Below are 20,016 nucleotides of genomic sequence, written 5' to 3' on the forward strand. Positions count from 1 at the left end.
ACTGTCCACACTTCCTGGCGTCTAGGATTAGAAGACGCTCAGCTTCGGAATGGCGACGACGAAGCGGCCGCCCCAGTCACGGATCGCCTCGTTGTCGGCGACGATTTCCGTCTTCAGGTTCCAGGGCAGGATGACGAGATAATCGGGCTTTGCATCCTCGATGACCGTCGGCGCGTGCACCGGAATATGGGTACCGGGCAGGAGCTTGCCCTGCTTCAGGTCATTGCGGTCCACGGCAAAGGCGATTTCGCTGGGCGACAGCCCGCAGACATTGAGGAACGTGTTGCCTTTCGCGGCCGCGCCATAGGCGGCTACGGTTTTTCCCTCCGCCTTGGCGTTCGCCAGGAAATTCTGAAAATCCTTGCAGACGGCGGCGATGCGGTCGTCGAATGCCGTGTAGGTCTCCATGCGCATCAGCCCGGCAAGCGCCTCAGTCGCTCGCAACCGCTCGAGTTCCAGCGTGGTCTCGCGCACGCCGGACCTCAGCTGCGCATAGACGCGCAGCGAACCGCCATGGGTCGGCAGTTCCTCGACGTCGAAGACCTTGAGGCCTGAGCTTTCGAAGATGCGTTCGACGGCCGCCAGCGACAGATAGGAATAGTGCTCGTGGTAGATCGTGTCGAATTGCACGCCTTCCATCAGACGCAGCAGATGGGGGAACTCGAACGTCGCAACGCCATCGGGCTTCAGCAGGATGGCGAAGCCGCCGACGAAGTCGGCGATATCGGGCACATGGGCGAGCACGTTGTTGGCCGCCGTGAGGTCGGCGCGAATGCCACGCTTGACGAGTTCGGTTGCCGTCTCCCGTCCGAAGAAGGCGACCTCGGTCGGGACCTGCCGCTCCTCGGCCAGTCGCGCGGCATTGGCGGCCGGTTCGATGCCGAGCGCCGGGATGCCCTTGGCGACGAAATACTGCAGCAGATAGCCGTCGTTCGAGGCGATCTCGACGACCTGTGAATTGTTATCGAGCGCGAAGCGTTCGGTCATGCTCTCGGCGTAGCGGCGTGCGTGTTCGAGCCAGCTTGTGGAGAAGGAAGAGAGGTAGGCGTAGCCGTCGGTGAAGATTTCATCGGCCGGCACGTTTTCCGTCGTCTGCACCAGCAGGCACTCGGAGCAGACCATCGCCTTCAGCGGAAACGATCGCTCGCGGGCGATGGCTTCCTTCGTCGGTTCGAGAAAGGAATTGGACCAGGGCGTGGAGCCCAGGTCGGCAACGACGGTCTTGAGCGGTGTCGAGCAGAAACGGCAGTTGTGGGACATCGAAGTCGTTAGCCTCTCATGAATGCGTCGATTTGGCTGAGTGTCAGATCACGGGCGTCAGCGCCGCGGCGCCAGCCGTCATACCAGTGGGCGGTCCAGGCGATCGCCTCGTCCTGCGATAGACGGGTTGCCCATGACAACGTCCGTCCGGCAAGTGCCGGATCGAGGCCGAGCGTCTTCATTTCGTGCGGCTGGTCCTCGGATGACGCGTCACGCCATTGCGTGGGCAAGCCCATTGCGGTCTGGATGGCGGCGGCAACGTCCCGAACCGGTATCTGTCGCTCGTCGGGAGCCGGGCCGAAATTCAGCGCCGTCACATCGGTCTGGCCGCCATGAAGCGCCTCGGCATAGACGAAGTATCCGTTGAGGCAGTCGAGCACGTGCTGCCAGGGCCGTGTCGCCATCGGACTGCGGATGTCCAGCGTCTCGCCCGAAAGGGCAGCGCGAACGATATCCGGAACCAGCCGGTCCGCGGAAAAATCGCCGCCGCCGAGCACGTTGCCGCCACGGGCGGTTGCCACCCTTATGCCGCGCTCACGCAGATAGGAATCCCGCCAGGTCGAAACGACCAGCTCGCAGGCGGCCTTCGAACCGGAATAAGGATCGTGGCCACCGAGCACGGCGTCTTCCGGAAAATGCCGGCCGCTTTCGTCGTTGCGGTAGACCTTGTCGGTGGTGACGACAAGGACGGTCTTGAGGGCAGGGGCTGCGCGTGTTGCCTCCAGCAGGCGTGCCGTGCCCATGACGTTGACGTCGAAGGTTTCGACCGGCGTCCGGTAGCTTTCGCGAACCAGAGGCTGGGCCGCCATGTGAAGGACGATCTGCGGGTCGCAAGCGCGGACGGCGGATGCCAGCGTGTCGCCGTCGCGGATGTCGGCGAAATGTTCGTTGGTCGCCGATTCCGATCCGAGCAGTGCGTGCAGCGAGGGGGTGGCCGCCGGTGACAGGCCGTATCCGGTCACCTCAGCGCCCATTTGCGTGAGCCACAGGCGGGCCCAGCTTCCCTTGAAGCCGGAGTGGCCCGTCAGCATCACCCGTTTTCCGGCCCAGAAGTACGGGTCCGCAAGCCTGCTCATGCCCAGACTTTCCAGGGGGCCGCTCCGCTCTGCCAGAGGTCTTCGAGCTGGTTCTTGTCGCGCAACGTATCCATCGGGCGCCAGAAACCGGCGTGTTCGAAGGCCATCAACTGGCCGTCTGCGGCGAGACCTTCCAGAGGCTCCGCTTCGAACGGCGTCTGATCGCCTTCGATGCGATCGAGCACCGAACGGTTGAGGACGAAAAAGCCGCCATTGATGTGACCGTTGTCGCCTGCCGGCTTTTCGATGAAGCTTCTGACCCGCCCGTCGCTGACAGCAAGCGCGCCATATCGGCCGGGCGGGACCACGCTGGTGACCGTCGCCTGGCGGCCGTGATGGCGGTGGAAGTCGGTCAGCGCCTTGATATCGATGTCGGCAACGCCGTCGCCATAGGTGAGGCAGAACGTATCGCCGAGATGGTCGGCCACGCGTTTCAGGCGCCCGCCGGTCATGGAGTCCGTTCCGGTATCGACGAGCGTCACGCGCCAGGGCTCGGCCTTGTTCGAATGGAACAGGGTTTCACCCGTCGCCATGCAATAGGTGACGTCGGAGGAATGCAGCACGTAGTTGGCGAAGTATTCCTTGATCATGTAGCCGCGATAGCCGAGGCAGATCACGAAATCCGAGAAGCCGTAGTGGCTGTAGATCTTCATGATGTGCCAGAGAATCGGCCGCCCGCCGATTTCGATCATCGGTTTTGGCCGGAGATGGCTCTCCTCCGAGATCCGCGTGCCGTAGCCACCGGCGAGAATGACGATTTTCATGCGACCGCCCCGTATTTGCGCCGGCCACTCGGCATGGCGCATTGCAAAGTCCTAATATCCTGGCGACCTTGCGCGGAGGTGGTCTGCGCGCGCCTGCTCTCAGGCGGCGAGGCAGCCCCGCAGGACCTCGACTACGCGGCCGATCTCGTCGGATGTCATGTCGTGATAGCTCGGCAGGTTGATCGCGCGGCCGGGCAGGTCATAGGCCACGGTGTTCGCTGGCACCTCGTCGAAGGGCGGCAACGAACTCAGCGGCCAGAAAAAGACGCGGGCGTCGATGTTCTCGGCCGCAAAGGCGTTCTGCAGAGCCTCCCGGGTGACGCCGGTTTCCGGCGCAAAGACGACGGTCGGCATCCAGAAGCCGTTCTTCGTTCCCTCCGGCTCTGGGTTCATGGCAATGGCGTTCACGCCTGCAAGCTGCTCGCGATAGGCGTAGAAGATTTCTCGCTTGCGATCGACCAGCTCGCCGACGCGCTCGATCTGCGCGAGGCCGACGGCGGCCTGCAGGTTCGACATCTTGTATTTGAAACCGATCTCGTCCGGCCAAAACTGCTTTTTCTGCCCGCGGGCGCGGCCGTGATTGGAGAGCGTCAGCACCTTTTCATGGAGCTTCGCATCGCTGGTGACGAACATGCCGCCTTCGCCGGTCGTCACCGTCTTGGTGCCGTGGAAGGAAAAGGCGCCGAAGGCGCCGAGCGACCCGGCCTTGCGTCCATGCCACTCGGACCCGAGCGCTTCGGCCGCATCCTCGACAACAGGAATGCCGTGCCGGGCGCCGATCTCAAGCAACCGGTCCATGTCGCAGAGATTGCCGTAGATGTGAACCGCAAGGATCGCCCTGGTTCTTGGCGTGATTGCCGCTTCGACCTTTTCCGGGTCGATGCACCAGCTGTCGGCAAGCACGTCGATGAAGACCGGTTTTGCGCCGAGGTGAACGATCGGCGCGGCAGACGCCGTCCAGTTGGTGTCCGCAAGGATCACTTCGTCGCCGGGTCCGACGCCGAGTGCGGCAAGCCCCATGTGCAGCGCGCCGGTGCAGCTCGATGTCGAGATCGCGTGCGTCGTGCCGAGATGCGCGGCGAAGGCCGCCTCGAAGCGGTTGATGTAGTCGTAGCAGCGCTCGCCCCAGCCATTGGCCGCCGCATCGGTCGCATAGGTCACTTCACGGTCGGTGATCGAAGGTTTGGTGTAGAGGATGCGGGGTTTCATGGGGAGCGCTTGGTGAGAACCGGGAGTTCGAAAGAGGCGTGGATGCCGGGCGGGATTTTGTCGAGTTTTCGTCCCGCTCCGGCTTCTTGCTGTGTGCTCTTGTCAGAGCCAGACGTGGTCGAGCCCAGGCCGCTGCAGCCAGGGTTGCGCGGCAATCGCAGCGCGGGCCTTCAGCGGGTTGAGGCCGATGAACAGTGCTTCGGCTTCCGCTGGCAGGTCCTCAGGCGAAAGCACCGGGATGCCGAAATGGGTGGCGCCCTTCATGTTCTCGTTGCGGTCGAGGAATGCCACGACATCGACGGCCTGGCCGATCCGGCAGTAGATCCAGCTTCCGTAGAAGCCGGCGCCGTAGATCGCGACCTTGCGTCGGGCATAGTGCTGCGTGCCATCCCGGAGCTTCCCGGATGCCTGATCCCAAAAATCGCAGATGTCTCGGGCTTGCTTGGCCGCGTCTTCGGCCGCGGCGGAGGAGGTGGCCGTTTGCGCCGGCATCTCGATGCGCTTTGCCACAACGAAAAAGGCGCCGGGGAACGACGTCTTGTCGATGGTCTGCAACTGGAAGCCAGCACTTGCCAGCGCGTGGGCAATCGAGGCTTCGCTGAAGTGGTTGAGATGGTCGGCCACTGCCATGTCGCCCGGGTTTCCGGCAACATCGGGGATCGAAAACAGGAACGCGCCGTCAGGCCGCAGGAGCGCGCGCACCTCGCGCATGAAGCCGACCGGGTCGGCCACATGTTCGATGACGAAATGGCTCATTATGGCATCAAACGTCTCTTGCCAGGTCCCCGGTACCGAGTAGGTAGCTTGTGCAGCCTGCGGCACCCAACTCTGCCAGGCAGCCGCGTAGTCGGAGCTGACATCGAAAACATGCGGGCGCAGATCGCTGCGGCTGACGGTCATCTTTCGCAAGGTATCGGCCTTGGCGGCGCCGTAGTCGAGGATCAAGGCTCCGTTTGGCAGGTCGAGCAGCCGGAGCGCAAGTGCTGCCTGATGGTCGGTGCGGTAAGTGATCGTACCATCCGCCGAAACAGCGAAGATCTGATCGTGATCTTCGCTGTTCAGGGAGATTCGGTAGCCCGTATCGTAGAAGGCCTGAATGTCGGGAATATCGTCGCTCTGCGCGTGGCCACAGGCTGCGCATACGAAAACCCGCGTCGGCACGTCGAGCAGCGTCATGATCGATGTCAGTGCGGGCGCCGGCACCTCGTAGGTCGGACTGGATATGTTCGTCCCGCAAACCCGGCAGGCAGTCATGCCGGTTCTCCTTGTGGGGCGACGAGCTCAGGAAGCACTTCTGCGAACTTCACCCCGGCCGCGAAGGAGCCTTTCCAGCCGATGCGGATGCCCACGGGTTCGGCGAAGTTGAAATAGCGGAACTGGATGCTCCAGCGCGGGGTCTGCGAGATGTTGTGGCCAGACTGATGCAAGGTCAGAAAATCCATGAGGATCAGATCACCGGGCTTGCTCAAGGGGGCGACATGCTTGTAACGGGCAAGGCGTTCCTCGCCCTTGTGAAGATGCAGCGCATAGGCACCGGTCTTGCCGGCGCCGGCGTCATCCACATAGACCGGAACGAGGCCCTCGGCCTGTGAGCCTTCGGCGATCTGGACCGGCCCCATGTGCTCGGTGACCGGCAGGAGCGGGGTCCAGAAGACGATCCCGTCGACGCTGCGCAGCTGCGATGGGAATTCCTGGTGCCACTGCGCGCGGAACTTTTCTTCGCCGGGATTGTCGATGCGCATGCCGTAGCCGCCAGCTGCGATGCCCGGGATGCTGCCGGGCCGAAGTGCCTTAAACACCTCGTCGTTGGCAGCCGAGCTGACGAGCCGCATAAAGGCAGGGATCTGCTTTATCGCATCATAGACTTCACCGCCCCAGGAGCGGTTGACCGCAATGAGCTTGCGATAGGCGATCGTCATCGCCTCGTGCGCCGTGTCGGTCGGGGCGTCGACGCCGTACTTGTTGCAGATCAGTTCGAGGGTCTGGCGGATGCCTTCGTGGATCGGCGCAATCTCTGACTGAATGTCATAGAAGCCGGGTACGACGTAATAACCCTTGGTCTCGAATTCCTGGCGCGCGCTTTCGGAAATGATGGTGCCGTTCTTCATGATACGCTTGCTTCCTCCTTCAGGAATTCCCGCCACGAAATGGTTTTTGGTAACAAATGCTTGCGCGCATCGGGCCCAGTGCGCGCAATGAGGTCCAGGACGGAAACATAAGGCGTGAAGGTTTCGCGGGGCTGTGCCCACGAAGTGCAGCTATATTTCATGTATTCGACCTGGACGCCGGCGGCTTCGAATGCCCGATGGTCGAGATAGTTGGCCGCGCCGTGCCCGGTCAGATAGCGCGTGCCACCGGCCGAAAGCACGAGGTTGAGCACGCGCTGCCACGAGGTGCCGTCGATCGCCATTTCGCTCGATCGCCGTGAGGTCCGTTCGGCGCCGATGCCGAGATAGCGGGCGGGCACGTCGATGCTGGCGATCAAAAGATCGCAGATCGCCTCCTGGGCATAGACTTCGTCGAAGATCGTCAGCGCATCGTCGATGTAGGGAGCGCCGCTCAAGGACTGGCGCAGGAGCGAGCGATGGCTGGTTCGCCAGTCGCCGCCGGTCGCCGACAGGTCCTGGATCTTCTGGAAGCTCCCCTTGCCGGCAAGGGGAATCGTCATCCAGCTTCGATCTTCGCCGTTCAGGAGCTGAATGCGGTTGGTAAAGCTGCCTTTCGAGAACTGCGCGTCGTCGAGATAGATGTAGCTATCGGCGAGCATCAGTTGCTCGAAGAAGCCCGGCCAGGGAAAAAGCATCGGCTGGGAAATGACGACTGCTGTCATGTCAGGTCAGTTTCAGCTTTCGCTCGAGGAGCAGAGCATCGTGGGTCTCTCCGACGCTGTCGGTGAAGTGATCTTCGAGCGTGCCGACAATGCGGTAGCCGACCGAGAGGTTGAGGCGCAGCGCGGCAAAATTATCGACCCTGACTTCGGAAAGCAGTTTGATCAAACCAAGCTCTTCGCAGGCGGTGCGGACAAGTTCTCTCAGAGTTGCCTGGCCGAGACCTCGTCCGCGCGCTTTTGCCGCAAGCGAAATGCCGCCATAGCCGGTGCGGTTCTTTCGGTGAACCTGGCTGACTTGCGTGTATCCGACCGCCTCGTTGGCCGCGGTGTCGATGATCATCCGGAACAGGCCGCCCGGATCCTGGCGCCGGCGCGCGACCCAGGCCTGCAAGGATGCGTCGTCCAGCGCGTCCGGTACGGTCAACAGCAGCGATTGCAGCGACAGATCCCGGCGCAGTTCGAAAAGGAGAGGGAGATCATCCTCGACAACATCGCGAAAGGCGACGCGGCCCACGTCCGATCCTACTTCTTGACGCAACGCACATAGCCTCCCGGTGAACTGGAAAGGACGAGCTTACCGTTCAGCACCTCATCGACCGCAAAGCGATCCGTTTCCTTGAGATACGCGTTCAGCGCCGCATAGGGCTCGTCGCCGGGATGCCAGACCTTTGAACGCTTTGTCGGCGTCTGCGAGGCCTCACCCCAACCAAGCAGCGTGTCGGCAACGACTGCATACTGGCCCTCGGTCACCAACGGACCATAGGCGCGCAGCTCCTCCAGCACATGGTCCCGGCTGTGATCGCTATCGAGAACGACCATGACGGAGGCGCCTGCGGGAATCTCGGCCTTCACCTTCGCCAGCGTCTCGGCCGCCGTCGAGGGACCCTCGATCAGGCTGATGCGCGAAGACATCGGGTGTTTTTCGATCGAGTCGCGGTTGTGGGCGCGGATGTCGATGTCGACGCCGATGACCTTGCCCTTGCCGATCAGCTGCAGCATCGCGGCCATGAAGATTACCGAGCCGCCGCGGGCAACGCCTGTCTCGATGATGATGTCCGGCTTCGTGTTCCAGATGACTTCCTGGGTCGCCATGACGTCAGCCGGCATCTGTATGATCGGCACGCCCATGAAGGACCAGAGATAGGAATAGTCGTACTTGTCGAGCGTTACCAAGGTGTCGAGCGACTGTTGGAAGGCGTCCTCGTCCTTGCCGAGCGCAAGGGCCATTTCCGTCTTGTGGGCTTCGAATGCGAGACGATCGTCTTCCACTGCCATTGCTGTCTGATGCCCTTCTTCGGATACAACCTATGGATACGTTTTCGACTGCGAATCGCGATCCATGGCGCTTTCGCCGATTCGTAACGCTTTCCTGTGAACGCTTTCATGTCGGCAATTGCAAATAGGGTCAAGGGCGGTTTCTTAAGGACGAAAAGACGGGTAGTGCTTGGTTCGGACGGAAGGAACCATGTCGCGATTCGATCGAATTTATACACCCATAGCGGGTCTCACTGTCGTCGAGCGGCAACGCAGGGGCGATGATCGCGGTTTCTTCTCGCGCTTCTTCTGTCGCGAGGCGCTGGCCGATTTCGGCGGTGATGGAAAGATCGCGCAGATCAACCATACCCTGACGCAGGCAGCAGGCACGATCCGCGGCCTGCACTTCCAGCAGGCGCCGCACGACGAGGCGAAATTCGTCTCCTGCCTTTCCGGCGCTGTCTTCGATGTGGCGGTCGACCTGCGGCCGGATTCTGCGACCTATCTGCAATGGCACGGGGAGGTGCTGAGTGCGGACAATGGTCGCTCGATGATGATCCCTGGCGGTTTTGCCCACGGGTTCCAGACGCTGACCGAGGATTGCGAGCTGATTTATCTGCACGACAAGCCCTATGCGCCCGAGGCCGAAGGCGGGCTTAACCCGCTCGATCCGGGGCTCGCGATCGGCTGGCCGTTGCCGGTCTCGCAAATGTCGCCGCGCGACCAGGCGCTCCCTTTGCTGCCGAACAGGATCGTCGCCGCCCGTCGTTGACTTCGTGAGGGATGGGAGGACAATAACCTCTCCGCGCCACCACGAGAGAGAAGGGGTGTCGACGATGACGATCGCCAGAAAACTTCAGGACTATATCGACGGTTCGGGTGTCGCCTATGACACCGTCGACCATCACCGCACCGCGACCACCAGCCAGACGGCACGGGCGGCGCATGTGCCGGGCAGCCGGCTTGCCAAATCCGTGGTCGTTCACCACGAAATGGGCTACGTGCTCGCCGTCGTGCCGAGCACGCACCGGGTCGAACTCTCGACCCTGCAGGACGTAATGGACCGCCGCCTCGGCCTCGCTTCGGAAGAGGAGGTCTGCAATCTCTTTGCCGATTGCGACATCGGCGCCGTGCCGCCGGTTGGTTCGGCCTATGACGTGCCGGTGCTGCTAGACGAAAGCCTCGGCGATGTCAGCGACGTCTATTTCGAAGGCGGCGATCACCGGACGCTGGTGCACATGAGCGGCGCGAATTTCCGCAACCTGATGCGGGGCGCGCAGATCGCCCGCTTCAGCCATCCGGCGTGACTGGCCGTTCAGAACGATCTTGTTTGCGCTGGCGCGACGCCTGCCGCCTGTTCCTTGGCGCCATCCGCTTGAAGCGGGAAGGAGCGGCCAACCGCTGGTCGATATTTGCTGTGCTTGAATCTGCCAGTCGGGCTTGTCAAAGCGCATGCTAGGCGGCACCATCGCGCTCGACGGATACCTTTATCTAACTGGGTTGGGGGATCGATGGTGCGCATACGCTCTGCGAATATGTCCAAGTCTCTGGCAGTACTGCTGGTTGCGACCAGCGTTCAGTCCTTCGGTACCTCGGCACGTGCCGAAGGCGTCCTGTTCGATCAATTTCCGTTTGCCGTTGCCTGCGAATACAAGGGCACCCAGCACGCCTTCTATTTGTCCAAGGTGACGGCGGATGGAACCGCAACCTATCAGGCTTCTGACAACTTCGCCGGTACGATCACTCTGGACGGCGCGGCCAAGGCGGTTGGCTCTGATGCCGGCGGGAGTTGCCTTGGAAAGACGCTCGCGGAGCTCAGGGCGTCAGGTCAGGCACGCGATATCAAGTAGTTCGCCGCATATTGCCGGTAAACGCAGCTGACGCTTGCGCCGCGGCCGGCGCCGCGCAGTTGCAACGGCGAGGCGGGCGAAGGCACGTCCGCGGTGGGCTGGCGATGTCTGCCGGCTGTTCGTTTGCGACGAACGCCGAGAAGATCCAATCTATTGTCCGGTCGTCGCGAAAGAATCGATGCTTGAGAATTTTCTGTTGTAGCAGTTCAAAAATCTGATTTACTGCAGCCTCGCTAATTGGCTTTCGGGGGATATTGCCGATGGTGTGGACCCGCAGGGAGACTATGCTTGGTGGTTTGGCGCTGCTTGGCGCCAATGCGCTTCAGAGCCCGGCACTGGCAAAGGCGACAGCCTATTTTTCCGGCCCGGCCGTGGATAACGGCGTCACATACCGGAGCACCAATTTCGCCAACATTGACAGGAAATGGCAGCGCCAGGTCGTCAAGTATTTCAGCAGCGAGCCGATCGGCACCGTCGTCGTCGATACCAGGCACCACTTTCTCTACCTAATCATGGAGAACAAGACGGCCATCCGCTACGGCGTCGGCGTCGGGAAAGAGGGTTTCAAATGGTACGGCCGGGCGACAATCGACCGGAAATCGCTGTGGCCGCGCTGGACGCCGCCACCGGAGATGCGTGAGCGCCATCCCGAACTGCCTGAGTTCGTCGAGGGCGGCTCGCCGAAAAACCCGCTCGGCCCCCGCGCCATGTACCTGCTGCGCGACGGCGTCGATACCGGCTACCGCTTCCATGGCACGCTGGAGCCGGGCAGCATCGGCAAGGATGCCTCCAGCGGCTGCATCCGCATGTTCAACGAGGATGCGATCGACCTTTACCAGCGTTGCCCCATCGGCACGGCGGTGCAGGTGCTGCCGCATATCGCCGAAAAGGCCCCCGAGGTCAGCCAAGCAACCCCGGTCGCAACTCCGGTCGAATGAGGAATATCACCCGATGCCCGCTATGACCGGATTGACGAGGCTGCTTTCCGCGGCCGCCATTCTCTTGACGCTTGCTTCCTGCAACACCACCGAGATGGCCGCAGTCGAAGAGCCCGCAGCCGTGCCGATGACCGGAAAAACCGACGACCCGGCACCCGGCTTCGAAACCGTATCGGTCGGTACCGAAGAGGACTTTATCCTCAATGTCGGCCGCCGGACCTACTTCACCCAGGATTCCTCCGCACTCGACAGCGTCGCCAAGGCGACACTCGACAAGCAGGCGATCTGGCTCAACAGCAACCCGCGCTGGCTGGTCAAGCTACAGGGCTTCTCCGACGACAGCGGCTCTGTTTCCAAGATGGAATCGCTGTCGCAGAAACGCGCCGATGCGGTAATGGCCTATCTGGTGTCCAAGGGTGTGGACCCCAATCGCTTGTGGGCCAAAGGCTACGGCAACGACCGCGAGGTGCGCGACTGCACCGAGCGCTCCTGCAAGGTCCAGAACCGGCGCGTCGTCTCCAATCTCAGGACGGAACGCGACGCGACTTGAGCGGGCTCTGTCCGCAAAAGCACAGCTCGATGGCGAGAACCGTTGTGCGCAGGCGCATGAGCGCTTTGCGGGTCAACTCGTTTGAAGGCGAACAATCTGGCTGAAATTTAAATGGCGCACCCGACAGGATTCGAACCTGTGACCTTTGGAATCGGAATCCAACACTCTATCCAGCTGAGCTACGGGTGCATCCGTTGGCGGCAGGGCCGCCGAAGCAGGCTGTGAGCGGTTCTTAGCCTAGCTTGCGCGCCGCTTCAATGGTCATTGCAAGAGATTGTGGTAGAAACCGCCATCCTGTGCTTGCGTTGTGGTCGCGGCGCATCGCTTCGGGCAATGGCGCCCGGGGGGTGGCCAACCCATCTGACGGGATCACCCACCCGATGTAGCTAGAATTGGTCAGGCGAACGTCCTTGCGACGAAAGGCGGCGCGTTATAAATTCTGCATTAAAGATAATTCTAAATTAAAGTGCCCAGTGCTCAAGTAGGCAGGCGTTCCAGTAACCAAGTGCTCCAGTACCCAGTGCTCGCGTAATTGTTTCAGGCGAGGGGGCAAGTTTTGGTCAACCGATATCTCACGACCGGCGAACCGGCGTTGGAGAGGCTGCGCTCCGATCCCGCATTGATGTTTCTTGTTGCTCTCGCGGCCGTGCTTTTCGTGCTGAACACCTGGAACGGTATCGGCATCCTACCGGATTCGACGCGTTACATGCAGATCGTCAGCACGCCCTATGACGCGCCGCTTTACGCGTGGATGCTGGGTGCCGGGGGATCCCTTGGGTTTGCGCTTGAGCATGTCGCGCTCGGCATCGCCTTTCTGCTTTATCTTCTCAATACCTGGCTCGTCTTTTCGCTGTTCAGGACGGCGCTACCGGATCAACCGTTCTTCGTGACCGTCGGAACGCTTTTGATCATCGTCAATCCGACATTCCTCTGGACGAGCACGATAGCGATGTCGGAGGCGCTGTTCCTTGCGCTGACATTTCTCGCCATCCGTTTCTTCATTCGCTATATGCGCGGTGAAGGGCGGGGGCCCTTGCTTGCCTCGTCTGCCTGCGTCGGGCTTGCCATGCTCGCTCGCTTCGTGGCGCCTCCGGTCGGGGCGGCTTTTGCCACAATCGCGCTCTTCTACAATTCGGCGCGATCCCTTCGCCAAAGGCTCCTCGAGGTCGTCCTCCTGTTCGCTGGTAGCGCCGGTATCTTTCTCGCCTGGGTGATCGTCAGCAAGCTGCTTGTCGGCCGGTCGGTTGGCCGCGCGCTCTGGTTCTATGGCAATGCCGATGCCGATCGCTGGCTAGGCGGGCTGTCGCTTCTGGCGAGCTTTCTCCTGCCGAGCCAGGTGCCGCAGGTGATCCGCATCCCGGTGCTGCTTCTCGCGCTTGTCGCGGCGACGGTTGTTCTGGTGCAGACGCTGAAGCGAAACTGGCCCGAACGCCAGCCGGACGACCACGATCTGATGACCCTCATCTTCGGCCTGTTTGGATATTTCTATCTGCTGTTCGTCGTGCTCGCCGTGCATGTGGAGGCGAACCTGCAGCTTAATTCGCGCTACTCGCTTCCCTTCTATGTCGCCATCATCTTCGTTCTGGTAATTGCGGCGGCGGACTATTGCGGTCGCGTCGATGCAGCACCTGTCGTCCGGCGTTCGCTTGCGCTGATCCTGCTCTGCCTTCTCGCCATCCACGGACTGCGCAGCACCGCCCAGACGGCGGAGGCCTTCCGTGACGGGGTGGGGTTTCAGAGCACGGCCTGGAAGTCGTCGCCGATCGTGCGCGCAGTCAGGGCGTTGCCGGCAGATGCGGTCATCTTCACCAATGCGTGCGACCCGCTCAATTTCCTGACGCGCCGCTCGACGGACTGGATCCCCTCCCACAGCGAAAGGCGAACCGGCCTTGAGAGTGACGCGGGTTCGCTCGACGTACAGCTAGAGCGGTTTCGCGAGGATATGGCGCAGAAGAATGCCTATGTCGTCTTCGTCGATGCGATCGACTGGCGGTTCTACCTGGTGACGGAGAAAGAGCTCGTCAAACTCGCCAAGCTGAAGCTCGTGCGCTCCGAGAGGGACGGTCGCATCTACCAGACGGCAAGTACCGGCGCGCCGTAGGCGTCCCGAATCAGGCGCGTGGTCTCTAGACAAGGAGAGGGACATGCCAGCAAACCCGGAAGAGACGACGCCTATCGAGGCGTTGGGGCCCCAACCGCGGGGGAGGGCAAGCGACTACCTGTCGCTGGCCCGGTTCGACCATGTCACCAAGCACGTCTTCATCCTGCCTGGGCTGATCCTTGCCTGTGCCCTCAGCGAGCCTGATCCGGCCGCTCTCGTCATCAATATTCCCGTGGGGCTTCTGAGCGCCGTCTCGATCGCATCGGCCAATTACGTCATCAACGAGTGGCTCGACCGGGAACGCGACGCGGCCCATCCGACCAAATCACAACGTCGCGCCGTCGTCGTCGAGATGCAGCCGCGCATCGTCTACGGCGAATATCTGCTGCTTGCCGTCATCGGACTGCTGCTTGCGTCGGTCGTCGGCAAGCTGTTCTTTGCCACGTCGCTGCTCTTCCTGCTGTCCGGCATCCTCTACAACGTCGAGCCCATCCGGGCGAAGGACAAGCCCTATCTCGATGTGCTGACGGAATGCCTCAACAATCCGATCCGCTTCCTGCTCGGCTGGGCCATCGTCGATCAGGTGACCTTGCCGCCGGTCAGCGTGCTTGCGGCCTACTGGATGGCCGGCGCCTTCCTGATGGCGGCCAAGCGGCTCGGGGAGTATCGCGACATCGCCACGAATGCGGGGGTCGCCGTCCTGAAGAAATATAGGCGGTCGTTCGAATACTACACCGAGGAGAGCCTCACCGTTTCCTGCTTCGTCTACGCGATGATGACGGCGTTTCTGCTTGGCGTTTTCCTGGTGAAATACCGGGTGGAATACATCCTCGTCTTTCCGTTCATCAGCGGCCTCTTCGCCGTCTATCTCTGGCTTGCCACGCGCCCCGGATCGGTGGTGCAACGGCCGGAAAGGCTGTTTCACTCCCGGCGGCTGGACGTCATGCTGACCTTGACCATCGTCGTCTTCCTGTTCGCGAGCTTCGTCAACGTGCCGGTGCTGGACTTCCTGGCCGCTTCGTTCCTCGTGCCGATATCGTCGCTGCAATGACCGGTTCGACGCTGCCGAACGGGGCCTTGCCAAATGGACCGGTGGATTGGGATCGGGTGCGTCTCGTGGTGTTCGATCTCGACGGCACGCTCTACGACCAGCGGCGGCTGCGGGCGCGGATGCTGCTGCGGCTTGTTGCTGACGCGGCGCGCAGGTGCAGCCTTGGCACCATCCGCGTCCTGCGCGCCTTTCGCGACTGCCGCGAGGAACTGGGCGATGCGTTGGCGACCGATGTGGCAGCCCGGCAATACGAACTGACTGCGGAGCGGTGCGGGCAGTCGCCGGAGAGCGTCCGGAAGACGGTCGAGGAATGGATCGAACGGCGTCCGCTCGATCTCCTTCCGGCTTGCCGGTGCCGCGGCGTCGAGCGGGTGTTTGCCGGCCTTGCGGTTCAGGGAAAGACGATTGCGGTTTTGTCCGACTATCCGGCGTCGGAGAAACTGAAGGCGCTTGGCCTTGGCGCCAGCATCGTCGTCTCCGCCATGGATCCCGAAGTCGGCGCTTTGAAGCCGCATCCGGCCGGTCTTGCCCATGTGCTCAATCGTGCGCAGGTGCCGGCGGAGCAGGCGATCATGATTGGCGACCGGGTGGAGCGCGACTGGGCGGTGGCGCAGAGCCACGGCATGCGCGCCCTGATTCGCAGCGCAAGCCCAATTGCCGGCGTCGATACATTCCGCGGCTATGACGACGAGATCTTTTGGCCAGTGACGGAGCCGCAGCCGATGGGCGCGCCGGCTCCGGCGCCCCGCTCGCTTACGATATCATCTTGAGCAGCCAGAGCGCGCCCTGCTTGAGCGGCGCGCGGTGCGGGCTCTTTGCGGTGACGGCTGACGCGAGCTTCGCGCTTTGGCGATACCAGTCGTAGCTCTCCTGCAGCATGGCTTCGTTGGAGTATTTCGGCCGCCAGCCCATGGCAAGCAGGGGCTCGACGTCGAAGTAGCATTCCTTGTGGTAGGTGAGGTAGTGCCAGGGCACCAGCGGCGAGACCCTCAGCCAATGCAGCGCCCGCAGCGTGTTGATGGTAGCGGAGGTCGGAAGGCTCCGGACTTTCGATGTGCTGCCGGCATAGCGGATCAGGGCCTCCAGGTCATGGCGCAGCGTGCCGAAGCTGTCGGTGCCGACATTGTAGGTGCCGCTCCGACCGGCCTTGAGCGCCAGCATGTAGAAATCCATGAGATCATGGGCGTGGACGAACTGGAACTTGATGTTGCCGGATCCGATGACATAGACGGCGCGGTTTTCGCTGATCCATTCAAAGAGGATCTGGAAGATGCCGAGCCGGCCGCCGCCAAGGGTGGCGCGGGGCCGGATGGTGATCAGGGTCATATCGGCGGCCGTGCAGATGGCCTCGGCCACTTCTTCGCCGGCGCGCTTCGATTTTCCATAGGGCTCCACCGGGCTCAGCGGGGTTGTCGCCGTGATCGGGCCGGAAGGCGGGATGCCGTAGGCGGCGGTCGAACTGACATGGATCAGTGACCGGACGCCCGCTCTTGCGGCTTCCTCGCAGACGATACGGGTCCCCTCGACGTTGACGTTCCAGTAGTCGCGCCCCGCATCCGTCTGCGCCACCAGCGCCGCATTGTGGTGGACGACGTCGACGTCGCGCATGGCGGCGCGCACGCCGTCGCGGTCGAGCACGGAGCAATTGACGAACTCGATGTCCGCCGGGCGGGAGCGATCCTCCCAGAGGTCGAGCACCCGCACCTCGTCGCCGTGTTCGCGCAACCGTCGAGCTGCGAGGTTGCCGATGAAGCCCGATCCGCCGGTGATGAGATGTCGCATATGTCCCTCCAGCCCCTGTCTGCGGGAATTTTCTGATCAGATCGCCCGATCCTCGAGCGCGCGTGTGATGTTGCGATGCGCGACGGCCATCACTGTCCCTTGCGGATTGACGACCGTCGGCCCGCACAGAAGCGAAGCGTCGGCGATGTAGAGATTACTGGCGCCATGCACGCGCCCGAACGAACTCGCAGCGCATTTTTCGGCGTCCTCGCCCATCGGGCAGGAGGAGAAGAGGTGAAGCGCAGTGGCGTTTGCCTGCTTGGGAGGGAGCGTTTCGGGAAGCTTGGCGATATCGGCCAGCGATTTCAGCACCGGATAGCCCGGAATGCTCGGATAGACTGCAAGGGCACCGGCGGCAAAGAGCACTTCGGCGAGGCGTGCAAGGCCGACGGCCAGTTCCTTCAGGTCCGACGGTTGAAGGCCGACCCGCACCAGGGGATCGCGAAAGCCGGGCAGGGATCTCACCTTGCCGGATCCGCCGGTGCTCTGCACGTAGTAGATCGCCATGCGCCGCCAGTCTCGATCGACCGCATCGATCATCTCCGGGTGCGCCGCCATGGCCAGCGCCAGCGCCGGCCGTTTGCTCATCGAGCAGCCCATGCTGAAGCGCGGGTCGAATTCCTTGATCTGGTGGACGGGTTCGAGTTCGCCAGGGGTGTTGAGTTCGTCGGGGAAGACTGCCACCACCTTCAGCATCGGATGGAAGCGCAAGCTGTCGCCGACATGGCGCGTGATGCCTGAGCGGCGCAGCAGCCACGGGGTCTGCACCGCGCCGCCGGCAACGAAGACGGTTTTTGCCTTCAGTTCGATCTGTCGCGTGCCCGCCGGTCCCTTGCTGCGCGCATGCACCGTCCACCGCCCGTTCGCATGGGTAAGCTTGGTCGCGCAGGTATCGGCGAGGAGCATACCGCCGGCGTCGAGGAAGCGCGGCACGAAGGTTGCCGACATCGATTGCTTGCGGCCCGGAGATCCGCCGGCCCCCGCGGCGGCGTAGGCAAAGAGGCGCGGCACTTCGAGGGAAGACCATCCGAGCCGCTGCGCACCCTCATCGAGCCGTGTCGATAGCTGCGGCGCAGGGCCAGGCAGGTATTCGACCCGGGCTACTGCCTCGCAGGCGTCGAAATGCGGGGTCAGTTCTTCGAGCGTCAGGGCATCGACCCGATAGTCGCGGCGCCAGCGGTCGAGCACCGCTTGCGGCGTGCGGTGGTAGAGGCCGCGGTTGATCTCGCTGCCGCCGCCGACGCAGCAGCCCTCGACATAGGCGATCTTCGTCGCGCCGAAGCCGATGTTGATGCCGGCGTTGCGGTACTTCTGAAGGATTTCCTCGCGGGAGAAATGCGGCGCAGACTCGAGCGCCAGATGCGGACCTTCCTCGATGATCAGCACGGACTTGCCCGCCTCCGCGCAACGGGTGGCGGTCACCGCACCGCCCGGGCCGGAGCCGATGACGATGATGTCGGGGGCAAGCCTCTCAGGGGCTAGCAGGTGCTCCGGTTGCAGGTTCATACTGGTAATCCTGGCCGTAAAGGTCTGAGTAAATACAGAATAATGCCAATGACATATGGAACTCGACGAAGCGCCGACGGAACTCGAGGCGGGATTGCCGCCATTTGTCGAGTTCGGCCAGTCGGTCGTCGAGCGAAAGCTGATGAAAGAACTTGCCTCTGCGCAGCAGCGGCCAGGCATTGAAAAGAAGCACGAGACTATGGAAGGGCGGGCGCAGATAGTCGGGCATCTGACGATGAACTTTCAGCAGAAACTCTGCCGCACGTACGCCCAGGGCGCCCCGGCTGTCATCGGTAGCGCCGCGTTCATGGGCAATCGCCTCGCCGAGCGCCAGGATGGCCTGTTGAAAGTGCTGCGACATGGCCGAGCCCCGTTATCAAGCCGGCCCCTCGAAAGGAGCCTGGCGCTGCTTTGATGAATACGGTTGTCTGCTCTTTACTGCCTGTATTTCTAGCTGCTCTTATAAGCAAAAGCTACTAAAACGTTGTTTTCGACCAGGCGGCGACCATCTATGCGCCAGCCGCTGGATGTCGCTCGATGCGAAAGGCACCGGATGAGACGCCTTCTGGATATGAGCTTTGTTCGCTATTTCGCCTGCGGCTGCATCGCGGCGAGCCTGCAGGTGGCCACGCTCGCCGTCCTGGTCGAGACGGCGCGGCTCGAACCGGTCTATGCGTCCACCATCGCTTTCTACTTTGCCGTCGTCGTCAACTATTTCCTGCAGCGGCGTTTCACCTTCCGATCCGACGAACCGCACCTGAAGGCGTTGCCGAAGTTCTTGGCGGTGTCGACCTTCGGCGCCGGAATAAACGCGGTCGCCTTCACGCTGCTATCGGCCGTCATGCACTATGTCGTTGCCCAGGCGCTGGCGCTGCTCCTGGTCTTTTCGGTGAACTATGCGCTGAGCCGGACGCTGATCTTTCGCGCCGGCAGCGCGGGGGAAGGGCGCGGCACAGAGCCGGCCCGTGCTGCGGGGCGAGCCCCATCGGGCAAATAGAAACGCCGCGCCCGGGGGGCGCGGCGTCATTGAGAGGGTGGTCTAGTGCGACGCTGGGCTTACGCCACCTGCATGGCGCCTGGGCCGGGGATCGCCTTTGGCGGCACCTTGCCCATGATGATCATGCCGAGCACCTCGTCCTTGGTGACGTCCTCGGTGCGGGCCTGGCCGACGACCTGGCCATTCTTCATGACAGACACGCGGTCGGCGAGGTCGAAGACGTCGTGGATGTCGTGGCTGATCAGGAAGATGCCGATGCCTTCGCGCTTCAGCTGCTTGATGAGATCGCCGACCTGGGCGGTTTCCTGCGGCCCAAGGGCTGCCGTTGGCTCGTCCATGATCAGGATGCGGGCGTCGAAGAGGATCGCGCGCGCGATCGCCACCGATTGCCGCTGGCCGCCCGAAAGCGCCTTCACCGGCTCCTTGAAGCGCTGGAAGTTGGGGTTGAGGCGCCCCATGACTTCGCGGGCCTTGGCCTCCATCGCCACGTCGTCGAGCGTGCCCCAGGGGGTGCGCAGCTCCCGGCCGAGATAGAGGTTGGCGGCGGCGTCGACATTGTCGGCGACGGCGAGCGTCTGGTAGATCGTCTCGATGCCGTATTTCTTGGCGTCGCGCGGGTTGTTGATGTCGGCGGCCTCGCCATTGATCAGGATCTCGCCGGCATCGCGCTTGTAGGCGCCAGAGAGGATCTTGATCAGCGTCGACTTGCCGGCACCGTTGTGGCCGAGCAGCGCCACGACCTCTCCGGGGTAGAGGTCGACGGAGGCGTTGTCCACGGCGTGAATGCCGCCGAAGGAGATGGAAATGTTCTTCATTTCCACAAGCGGAGTGCGTTGGTCTTTCATGGA

22 protein-coding genes and 1 tRNA gene are annotated in these 20,016 nt (G+C 62.5%); 9 read left to right on the forward strand and 14 right to left on the reverse strand.

Annotation, left to right across the window (positions count from 1 at the left end; all coding sequences use genetic code 11):
• Window positions 1–27: 27 nt before the first annotated feature.
• From IB272_RS16030 to IB272_RS16070, 9 genes are all read right to left on the reverse strand, one after another.
• A complete protein-coding gene (locus IB272_RS16030; protein ID WP_060582434.1) occupies window positions 28–1,260 on the reverse strand; it encodes a class I SAM-dependent methyltransferase in 1,233 nt (410 codons plus the stop codon).
• A gap of 8 nt (window positions 1,261–1,268) precedes the next feature.
• Window positions 1,269–2,336, reverse strand: a complete 1,068-nt coding sequence (gene rfbG / locus IB272_RS16035) for a CDP-glucose 4,6-dehydratase (protein WP_060582435.1) — start codon at window positions 2,334–2,336, stop codon at window positions 1,269–1,271.
• The gene (rfbF, locus tag IB272_RS16040; RefSeq protein ID WP_034793969.1) at window positions 2,333–3,100 is read right to left on the reverse strand and encodes a glucose-1-phosphate cytidylyltransferase; all 768 of its coding nucleotides are present in this window, start codon (window positions 3,098–3,100) and stop codon (window positions 2,333–2,335) included. Before rfbF ends, rfbG begins: the two co-directional genes overlap by 4 nt.
• Before the next feature lie 99 nt (window positions 3,101–3,199).
• The gene (locus IB272_RS16045; RefSeq protein ID WP_060582436.1) at window positions 3,200–4,309 is read right to left on the reverse strand and encodes a DegT/DnrJ/EryC1/StrS family aminotransferase; all 1,110 of its coding nucleotides are present in this window, start codon (window positions 4,307–4,309) and stop codon (window positions 3,200–3,202) included.
• Between the two features lie 102 nt (window positions 4,310–4,411).
• The gene (locus tag IB272_RS16050; RefSeq protein WP_060582437.1) at window positions 4,412–5,563 is read right to left on the reverse strand and encodes a class I SAM-dependent methyltransferase; all 1,152 of its coding nucleotides are present in this window, start codon (window positions 5,561–5,563) and stop codon (window positions 4,412–4,414) included.
• Complete coding sequence (locus IB272_RS16055; RefSeq protein WP_060582438.1) at window positions 5,560–6,417, reverse strand: phytanoyl-CoA dioxygenase family protein; 858 nt, start codon at window positions 6,415–6,417, stop codon at window positions 5,560–5,562. The genes IB272_RS16050 and IB272_RS16055 overlap by 4 nt, the downstream gene beginning before the upstream one ends.
• Window positions 6,414–7,139 (reverse strand): WbqC family protein, encoded by a 726-nt coding sequence (locus tag IB272_RS16060; protein ID WP_060582439.1) that lies wholly within the window; start codon window positions 7,137–7,139, stop codon window positions 6,414–6,416. The genes IB272_RS16055 and IB272_RS16060 overlap by 4 nt, the downstream gene beginning before the upstream one ends.
• 1 nt (window position 7,140) lies before the next feature.
• Window positions 7,141–7,653, reverse strand: a complete 513-nt coding sequence (locus IB272_RS16065) for a GNAT family protein (RefSeq protein WP_113135526.1) — start codon at window positions 7,651–7,653, stop codon at window positions 7,141–7,143.
• A gap of 8 nt (window positions 7,654–7,661) precedes the next feature.
• Window positions 7,662–8,414 carry a CmcI family methyltransferase gene (locus IB272_RS16070; protein WP_060582440.1) on the reverse strand — a complete coding sequence of 251 codons (753 nt, stop codon included), beginning with the start codon at window positions 8,412–8,414 and terminating at the stop codon, window positions 7,662–7,664.
• A 190-nt stretch (window positions 8,415–8,604) separates the two neighbouring features.
• Between IB272_RS16070 and IB272_RS16075 the strand changes: the two genes are divergently transcribed.
• The 5 genes from IB272_RS16075 (at window position 8,605) to IB272_RS16095 (ending at window position 11,731) form a co-directional block, all read left to right on the forward strand.
• Window positions 8,605–9,165: a dTDP-4-dehydrorhamnose 3,5-epimerase family protein gene (locus tag IB272_RS16075; RefSeq protein WP_060582441.1), complete on the forward strand. Its 561-nt coding sequence runs from the start codon at window positions 8,605–8,607 to the stop codon at window positions 9,163–9,165.
• A 64-nt stretch (window positions 9,166–9,229) separates the two neighbouring features.
• Complete coding sequence (locus tag IB272_RS16080; protein WP_034794215.1) at window positions 9,230–9,700, forward strand: aminoacyl-tRNA deacylase; 471 nt, start codon at window positions 9,230–9,232, stop codon at window positions 9,698–9,700.
• A 228-nt stretch (window positions 9,701–9,928) separates the two neighbouring features.
• Complete coding sequence (locus IB272_RS16085; RefSeq protein ID WP_051659302.1) at window positions 9,929–10,243, forward strand: hypothetical protein; 315 nt, start codon at window positions 9,929–9,931, stop codon at window positions 10,241–10,243.
• 260 nt (window positions 10,244–10,503) lie between these two features.
• The gene (locus IB272_RS16090) at window positions 10,504–11,181 is read left to right on the forward strand and encodes a L,D-transpeptidase (protein WP_034793947.1); all 678 of its coding nucleotides are present in this window, start codon (window positions 10,504–10,506) and stop codon (window positions 11,179–11,181) included.
• A gap of 13 nt (window positions 11,182–11,194) precedes the next feature.
• A complete protein-coding gene (locus IB272_RS16095; RefSeq protein WP_060582442.1) occupies window positions 11,195–11,731 on the forward strand; it encodes an OmpA family protein in 537 nt (178 codons plus the stop codon).
• Between the two features lie 112 nt (window positions 11,732–11,843).
• Here IB272_RS16095 and IB272_RS16100 read toward each other — a convergent pair.
• A tRNA-Arg gene (locus IB272_RS16100) sits at window positions 11,844–11,920 on the reverse strand.
• A gap of 433 nt (window positions 11,921–12,353) precedes the next feature.
• On the opposite strand from IB272_RS16100, the gene IB272_RS16105 reads away from it, so the two are divergent.
• Genes IB272_RS16105 through IB272_RS16115 form a run of 3 tightly spaced genes read left to right on the forward strand, consistent with a single transcriptional unit; the run spans window position 12,354 to window position 15,653 of the window.
• On the forward strand, window positions 12,354–13,832 hold the full coding sequence (locus IB272_RS16105; protein ID WP_162732979.1) for a glycosyltransferase family 39 protein: 1,479 nt from the start codon (window positions 12,354–12,356) through the stop codon (window positions 13,830–13,832).
• Window positions 13,833–13,875: 43 nt separating this feature from the next.
• Entirely contained in the window at window positions 13,876–14,883 is a 1,008-nt protein-coding gene (locus IB272_RS16110) for a UbiA family prenyltransferase (protein WP_060582444.1), read from the forward strand.
• The gene (locus IB272_RS16115; protein WP_051659299.1) at window positions 14,880–15,653 is read left to right on the forward strand and encodes an HAD family hydrolase; all 774 of its coding nucleotides are present in this window, start codon (window positions 14,880–14,882) and stop codon (window positions 15,651–15,653) included. Before IB272_RS16110 ends, IB272_RS16115 begins: the two co-directional genes overlap by 4 nt.
• Here the strand turns inward: IB272_RS16115 and IB272_RS16120 are convergent.
• The 3 genes from IB272_RS16120 to IB272_RS16130 are packed head-to-tail and all read right to left on the reverse strand — an operon-like array spanning window position 15,637 to window position 18,532.
• Window positions 15,637–16,665: an NAD(P)-dependent oxidoreductase gene (locus IB272_RS16120; RefSeq protein WP_060582445.1), complete on the reverse strand. Its 1,029-nt coding sequence runs from the start codon at window positions 16,663–16,665 to the stop codon at window positions 15,637–15,639. The two genes, IB272_RS16115 and IB272_RS16120, sit on opposite strands and share 17 nt — an antisense overlap.
• Window positions 16,666–16,701: 36 nt before the next feature.
• A complete protein-coding gene (locus IB272_RS16125; protein ID WP_060582446.1) occupies window positions 16,702–18,171 on the reverse strand; it encodes a GMC family oxidoreductase in 1,470 nt (489 codons plus the stop codon).
• On the reverse strand, window positions 18,137–18,532 hold the full coding sequence (locus IB272_RS16130) for a hypothetical protein (protein ID WP_143556401.1): 396 nt from the start codon (window positions 18,530–18,532) through the stop codon (window positions 18,137–18,139). The genes IB272_RS16125 and IB272_RS16130 overlap by 35 nt, the downstream gene beginning before the upstream one ends.
• A gap of 192 nt (window positions 18,533–18,724) precedes the next feature.
• On the opposite strand from IB272_RS16130, the gene IB272_RS16135 reads away from it, so the two are divergent.
• The gene (locus IB272_RS16135; protein WP_060518852.1) at window positions 18,725–19,168 is read left to right on the forward strand and encodes a GtrA family protein; all 444 of its coding nucleotides are present in this window, start codon (window positions 18,725–18,727) and stop codon (window positions 19,166–19,168) included.
• A 59-nt stretch (window positions 19,169–19,227) separates the two neighbouring features.
• Here IB272_RS16135 and IB272_RS16140 read toward each other — a convergent pair whose 3' ends face one another.
• Window positions 19,228–20,013: an ATP-binding cassette domain-containing protein gene (locus tag IB272_RS16140; RefSeq protein WP_034793927.1), complete on the reverse strand. Its 786-nt coding sequence runs from the start codon at window positions 20,011–20,013 to the stop codon at window positions 19,228–19,230.
• Between the last annotated feature and the right edge of the window lie 3 nt (window positions 20,014–20,016).

The sequence above is a fragment of the Ensifer sp. ENS08 genome (genome assembly GCF_014852195.1).
GTDB lineage: Bacteria > Pseudomonadota > Alphaproteobacteria > Rhizobiales > Rhizobiaceae > Ensifer > Ensifer adhaerens.

Bases quoted from the DNA above. Each gene is read 5' to 3' on its own strand.
- IB272_RS16055 (WP_060582438.1), bottom strand. From the start codon at position 6,417: ATGAAGAACGGCACCATCATTTCCGAAAGCGCGCGCCAGGAATTCGAG.
- IB272_RS16045 (WP_060582436.1), bottom strand. From the start codon at position 4,309: ATGAAACCCCGCATCCTCTACACCAAACCTTCGATCACCGACCGTGAA.
- IB272_RS16095 (WP_060582442.1), top strand. From the start codon at position 11,195: ATGCCCGCTATGACCGGATTGACGAGGCTGCTTTCCGCGGCCGCCATT.
- IB272_RS16115 (WP_051659299.1), top strand. From the start codon at position 14,880: ATGACCGGTTCGACGCTGCCGAACGGGGCCTTGCCAAATGGACCGGTG.
- IB272_RS16110 (WP_060582444.1), top strand. From the start codon at position 13,876: ATGCCAGCAAACCCGGAAGAGACGACGCCTATCGAGGCGTTGGGGCCC.
- IB272_RS16130 (WP_143556401.1), bottom strand. From the start codon at position 18,532: ATGTCGCAGCACTTTCAACAGGCCATCCTGGCGCTCGGCGAGGCGATT.
- IB272_RS16120 (WP_060582445.1), bottom strand. From the start codon at position 16,665: ATGCGACATCTCATCACCGGCGGATCGGGCTTCATCGGCAACCTCGCA.
- IB272_RS16060 (WP_060582439.1), bottom strand. From the start codon at position 7,139: ATGACAGCAGTCGTCATTTCCCAGCCGATGCTTTTTCCCTGGCCGGGC.
- IB272_RS16090 (WP_034793947.1), top strand. From the start codon at position 10,504: ATGGTGTGGACCCGCAGGGAGACTATGCTTGGTGGTTTGGCGCTGCTT.
- IB272_RS16125 (WP_060582446.1), bottom strand. From the start codon at position 18,171: ATGAACCTGCAACCGGAGCACCTGCTAGCCCCTGAGAGGCTTGCCCCC.
- IB272_RS16105 (WP_162732979.1), top strand. From the start codon at position 12,354: ATGTTTCTTGTTGCTCTCGCGGCCGTGCTTTTCGTGCTGAACACCTGG.
- IB272_RS16030 (WP_060582434.1), bottom strand. From the start codon at position 1,260: ATGTCCCACAACTGCCGTTTCTGCTCGACACCGCTCAAGACCGTCGTT.
- IB272_RS16075 (WP_060582441.1), top strand. From the start codon at position 8,605: ATGTCGCGATTCGATCGAATTTATACACCCATAGCGGGTCTCACTGTC.
- IB272_RS16050 (WP_060582437.1), bottom strand. From the start codon at position 5,563: ATGACTGCCTGCCGGGTTTGCGGGACGAACATATCCAGTCCGACCTAC.
- rfbF (WP_034793969.1), bottom strand. From the start codon at position 3,100: ATGAAAATCGTCATTCTCGCCGGTGGCTACGGCACGCGGATCTCGGAG.
- rfbG (WP_060582435.1), bottom strand. From the start codon at position 2,336: ATGAGCAGGCTTGCGGACCCGTACTTCTGGGCCGGAAAACGGGTGATG.
- IB272_RS16070 (WP_060582440.1), bottom strand. From the start codon at position 8,414: ATGGCAGTGGAAGACGATCGTCTCGCATTCGAAGCCCACAAGACGGAA.
- IB272_RS16140 (WP_034793927.1), bottom strand. From the start codon at position 20,013: ATGAAAGACCAACGCACTCCGCTTGTGGAAATGAAGAACATTTCCATC.
- IB272_RS16085 (WP_051659302.1), top strand. From the start codon at position 9,929: ATGTCCAAGTCTCTGGCAGTACTGCTGGTTGCGACCAGCGTTCAGTCC.
- IB272_RS16080 (WP_034794215.1), top strand. From the start codon at position 9,230: ATGACGATCGCCAGAAAACTTCAGGACTATATCGACGGTTCGGGTGTC.
- IB272_RS16135 (WP_060518852.1), top strand. From the start codon at position 18,725: ATGAGACGCCTTCTGGATATGAGCTTTGTTCGCTATTTCGCCTGCGGC.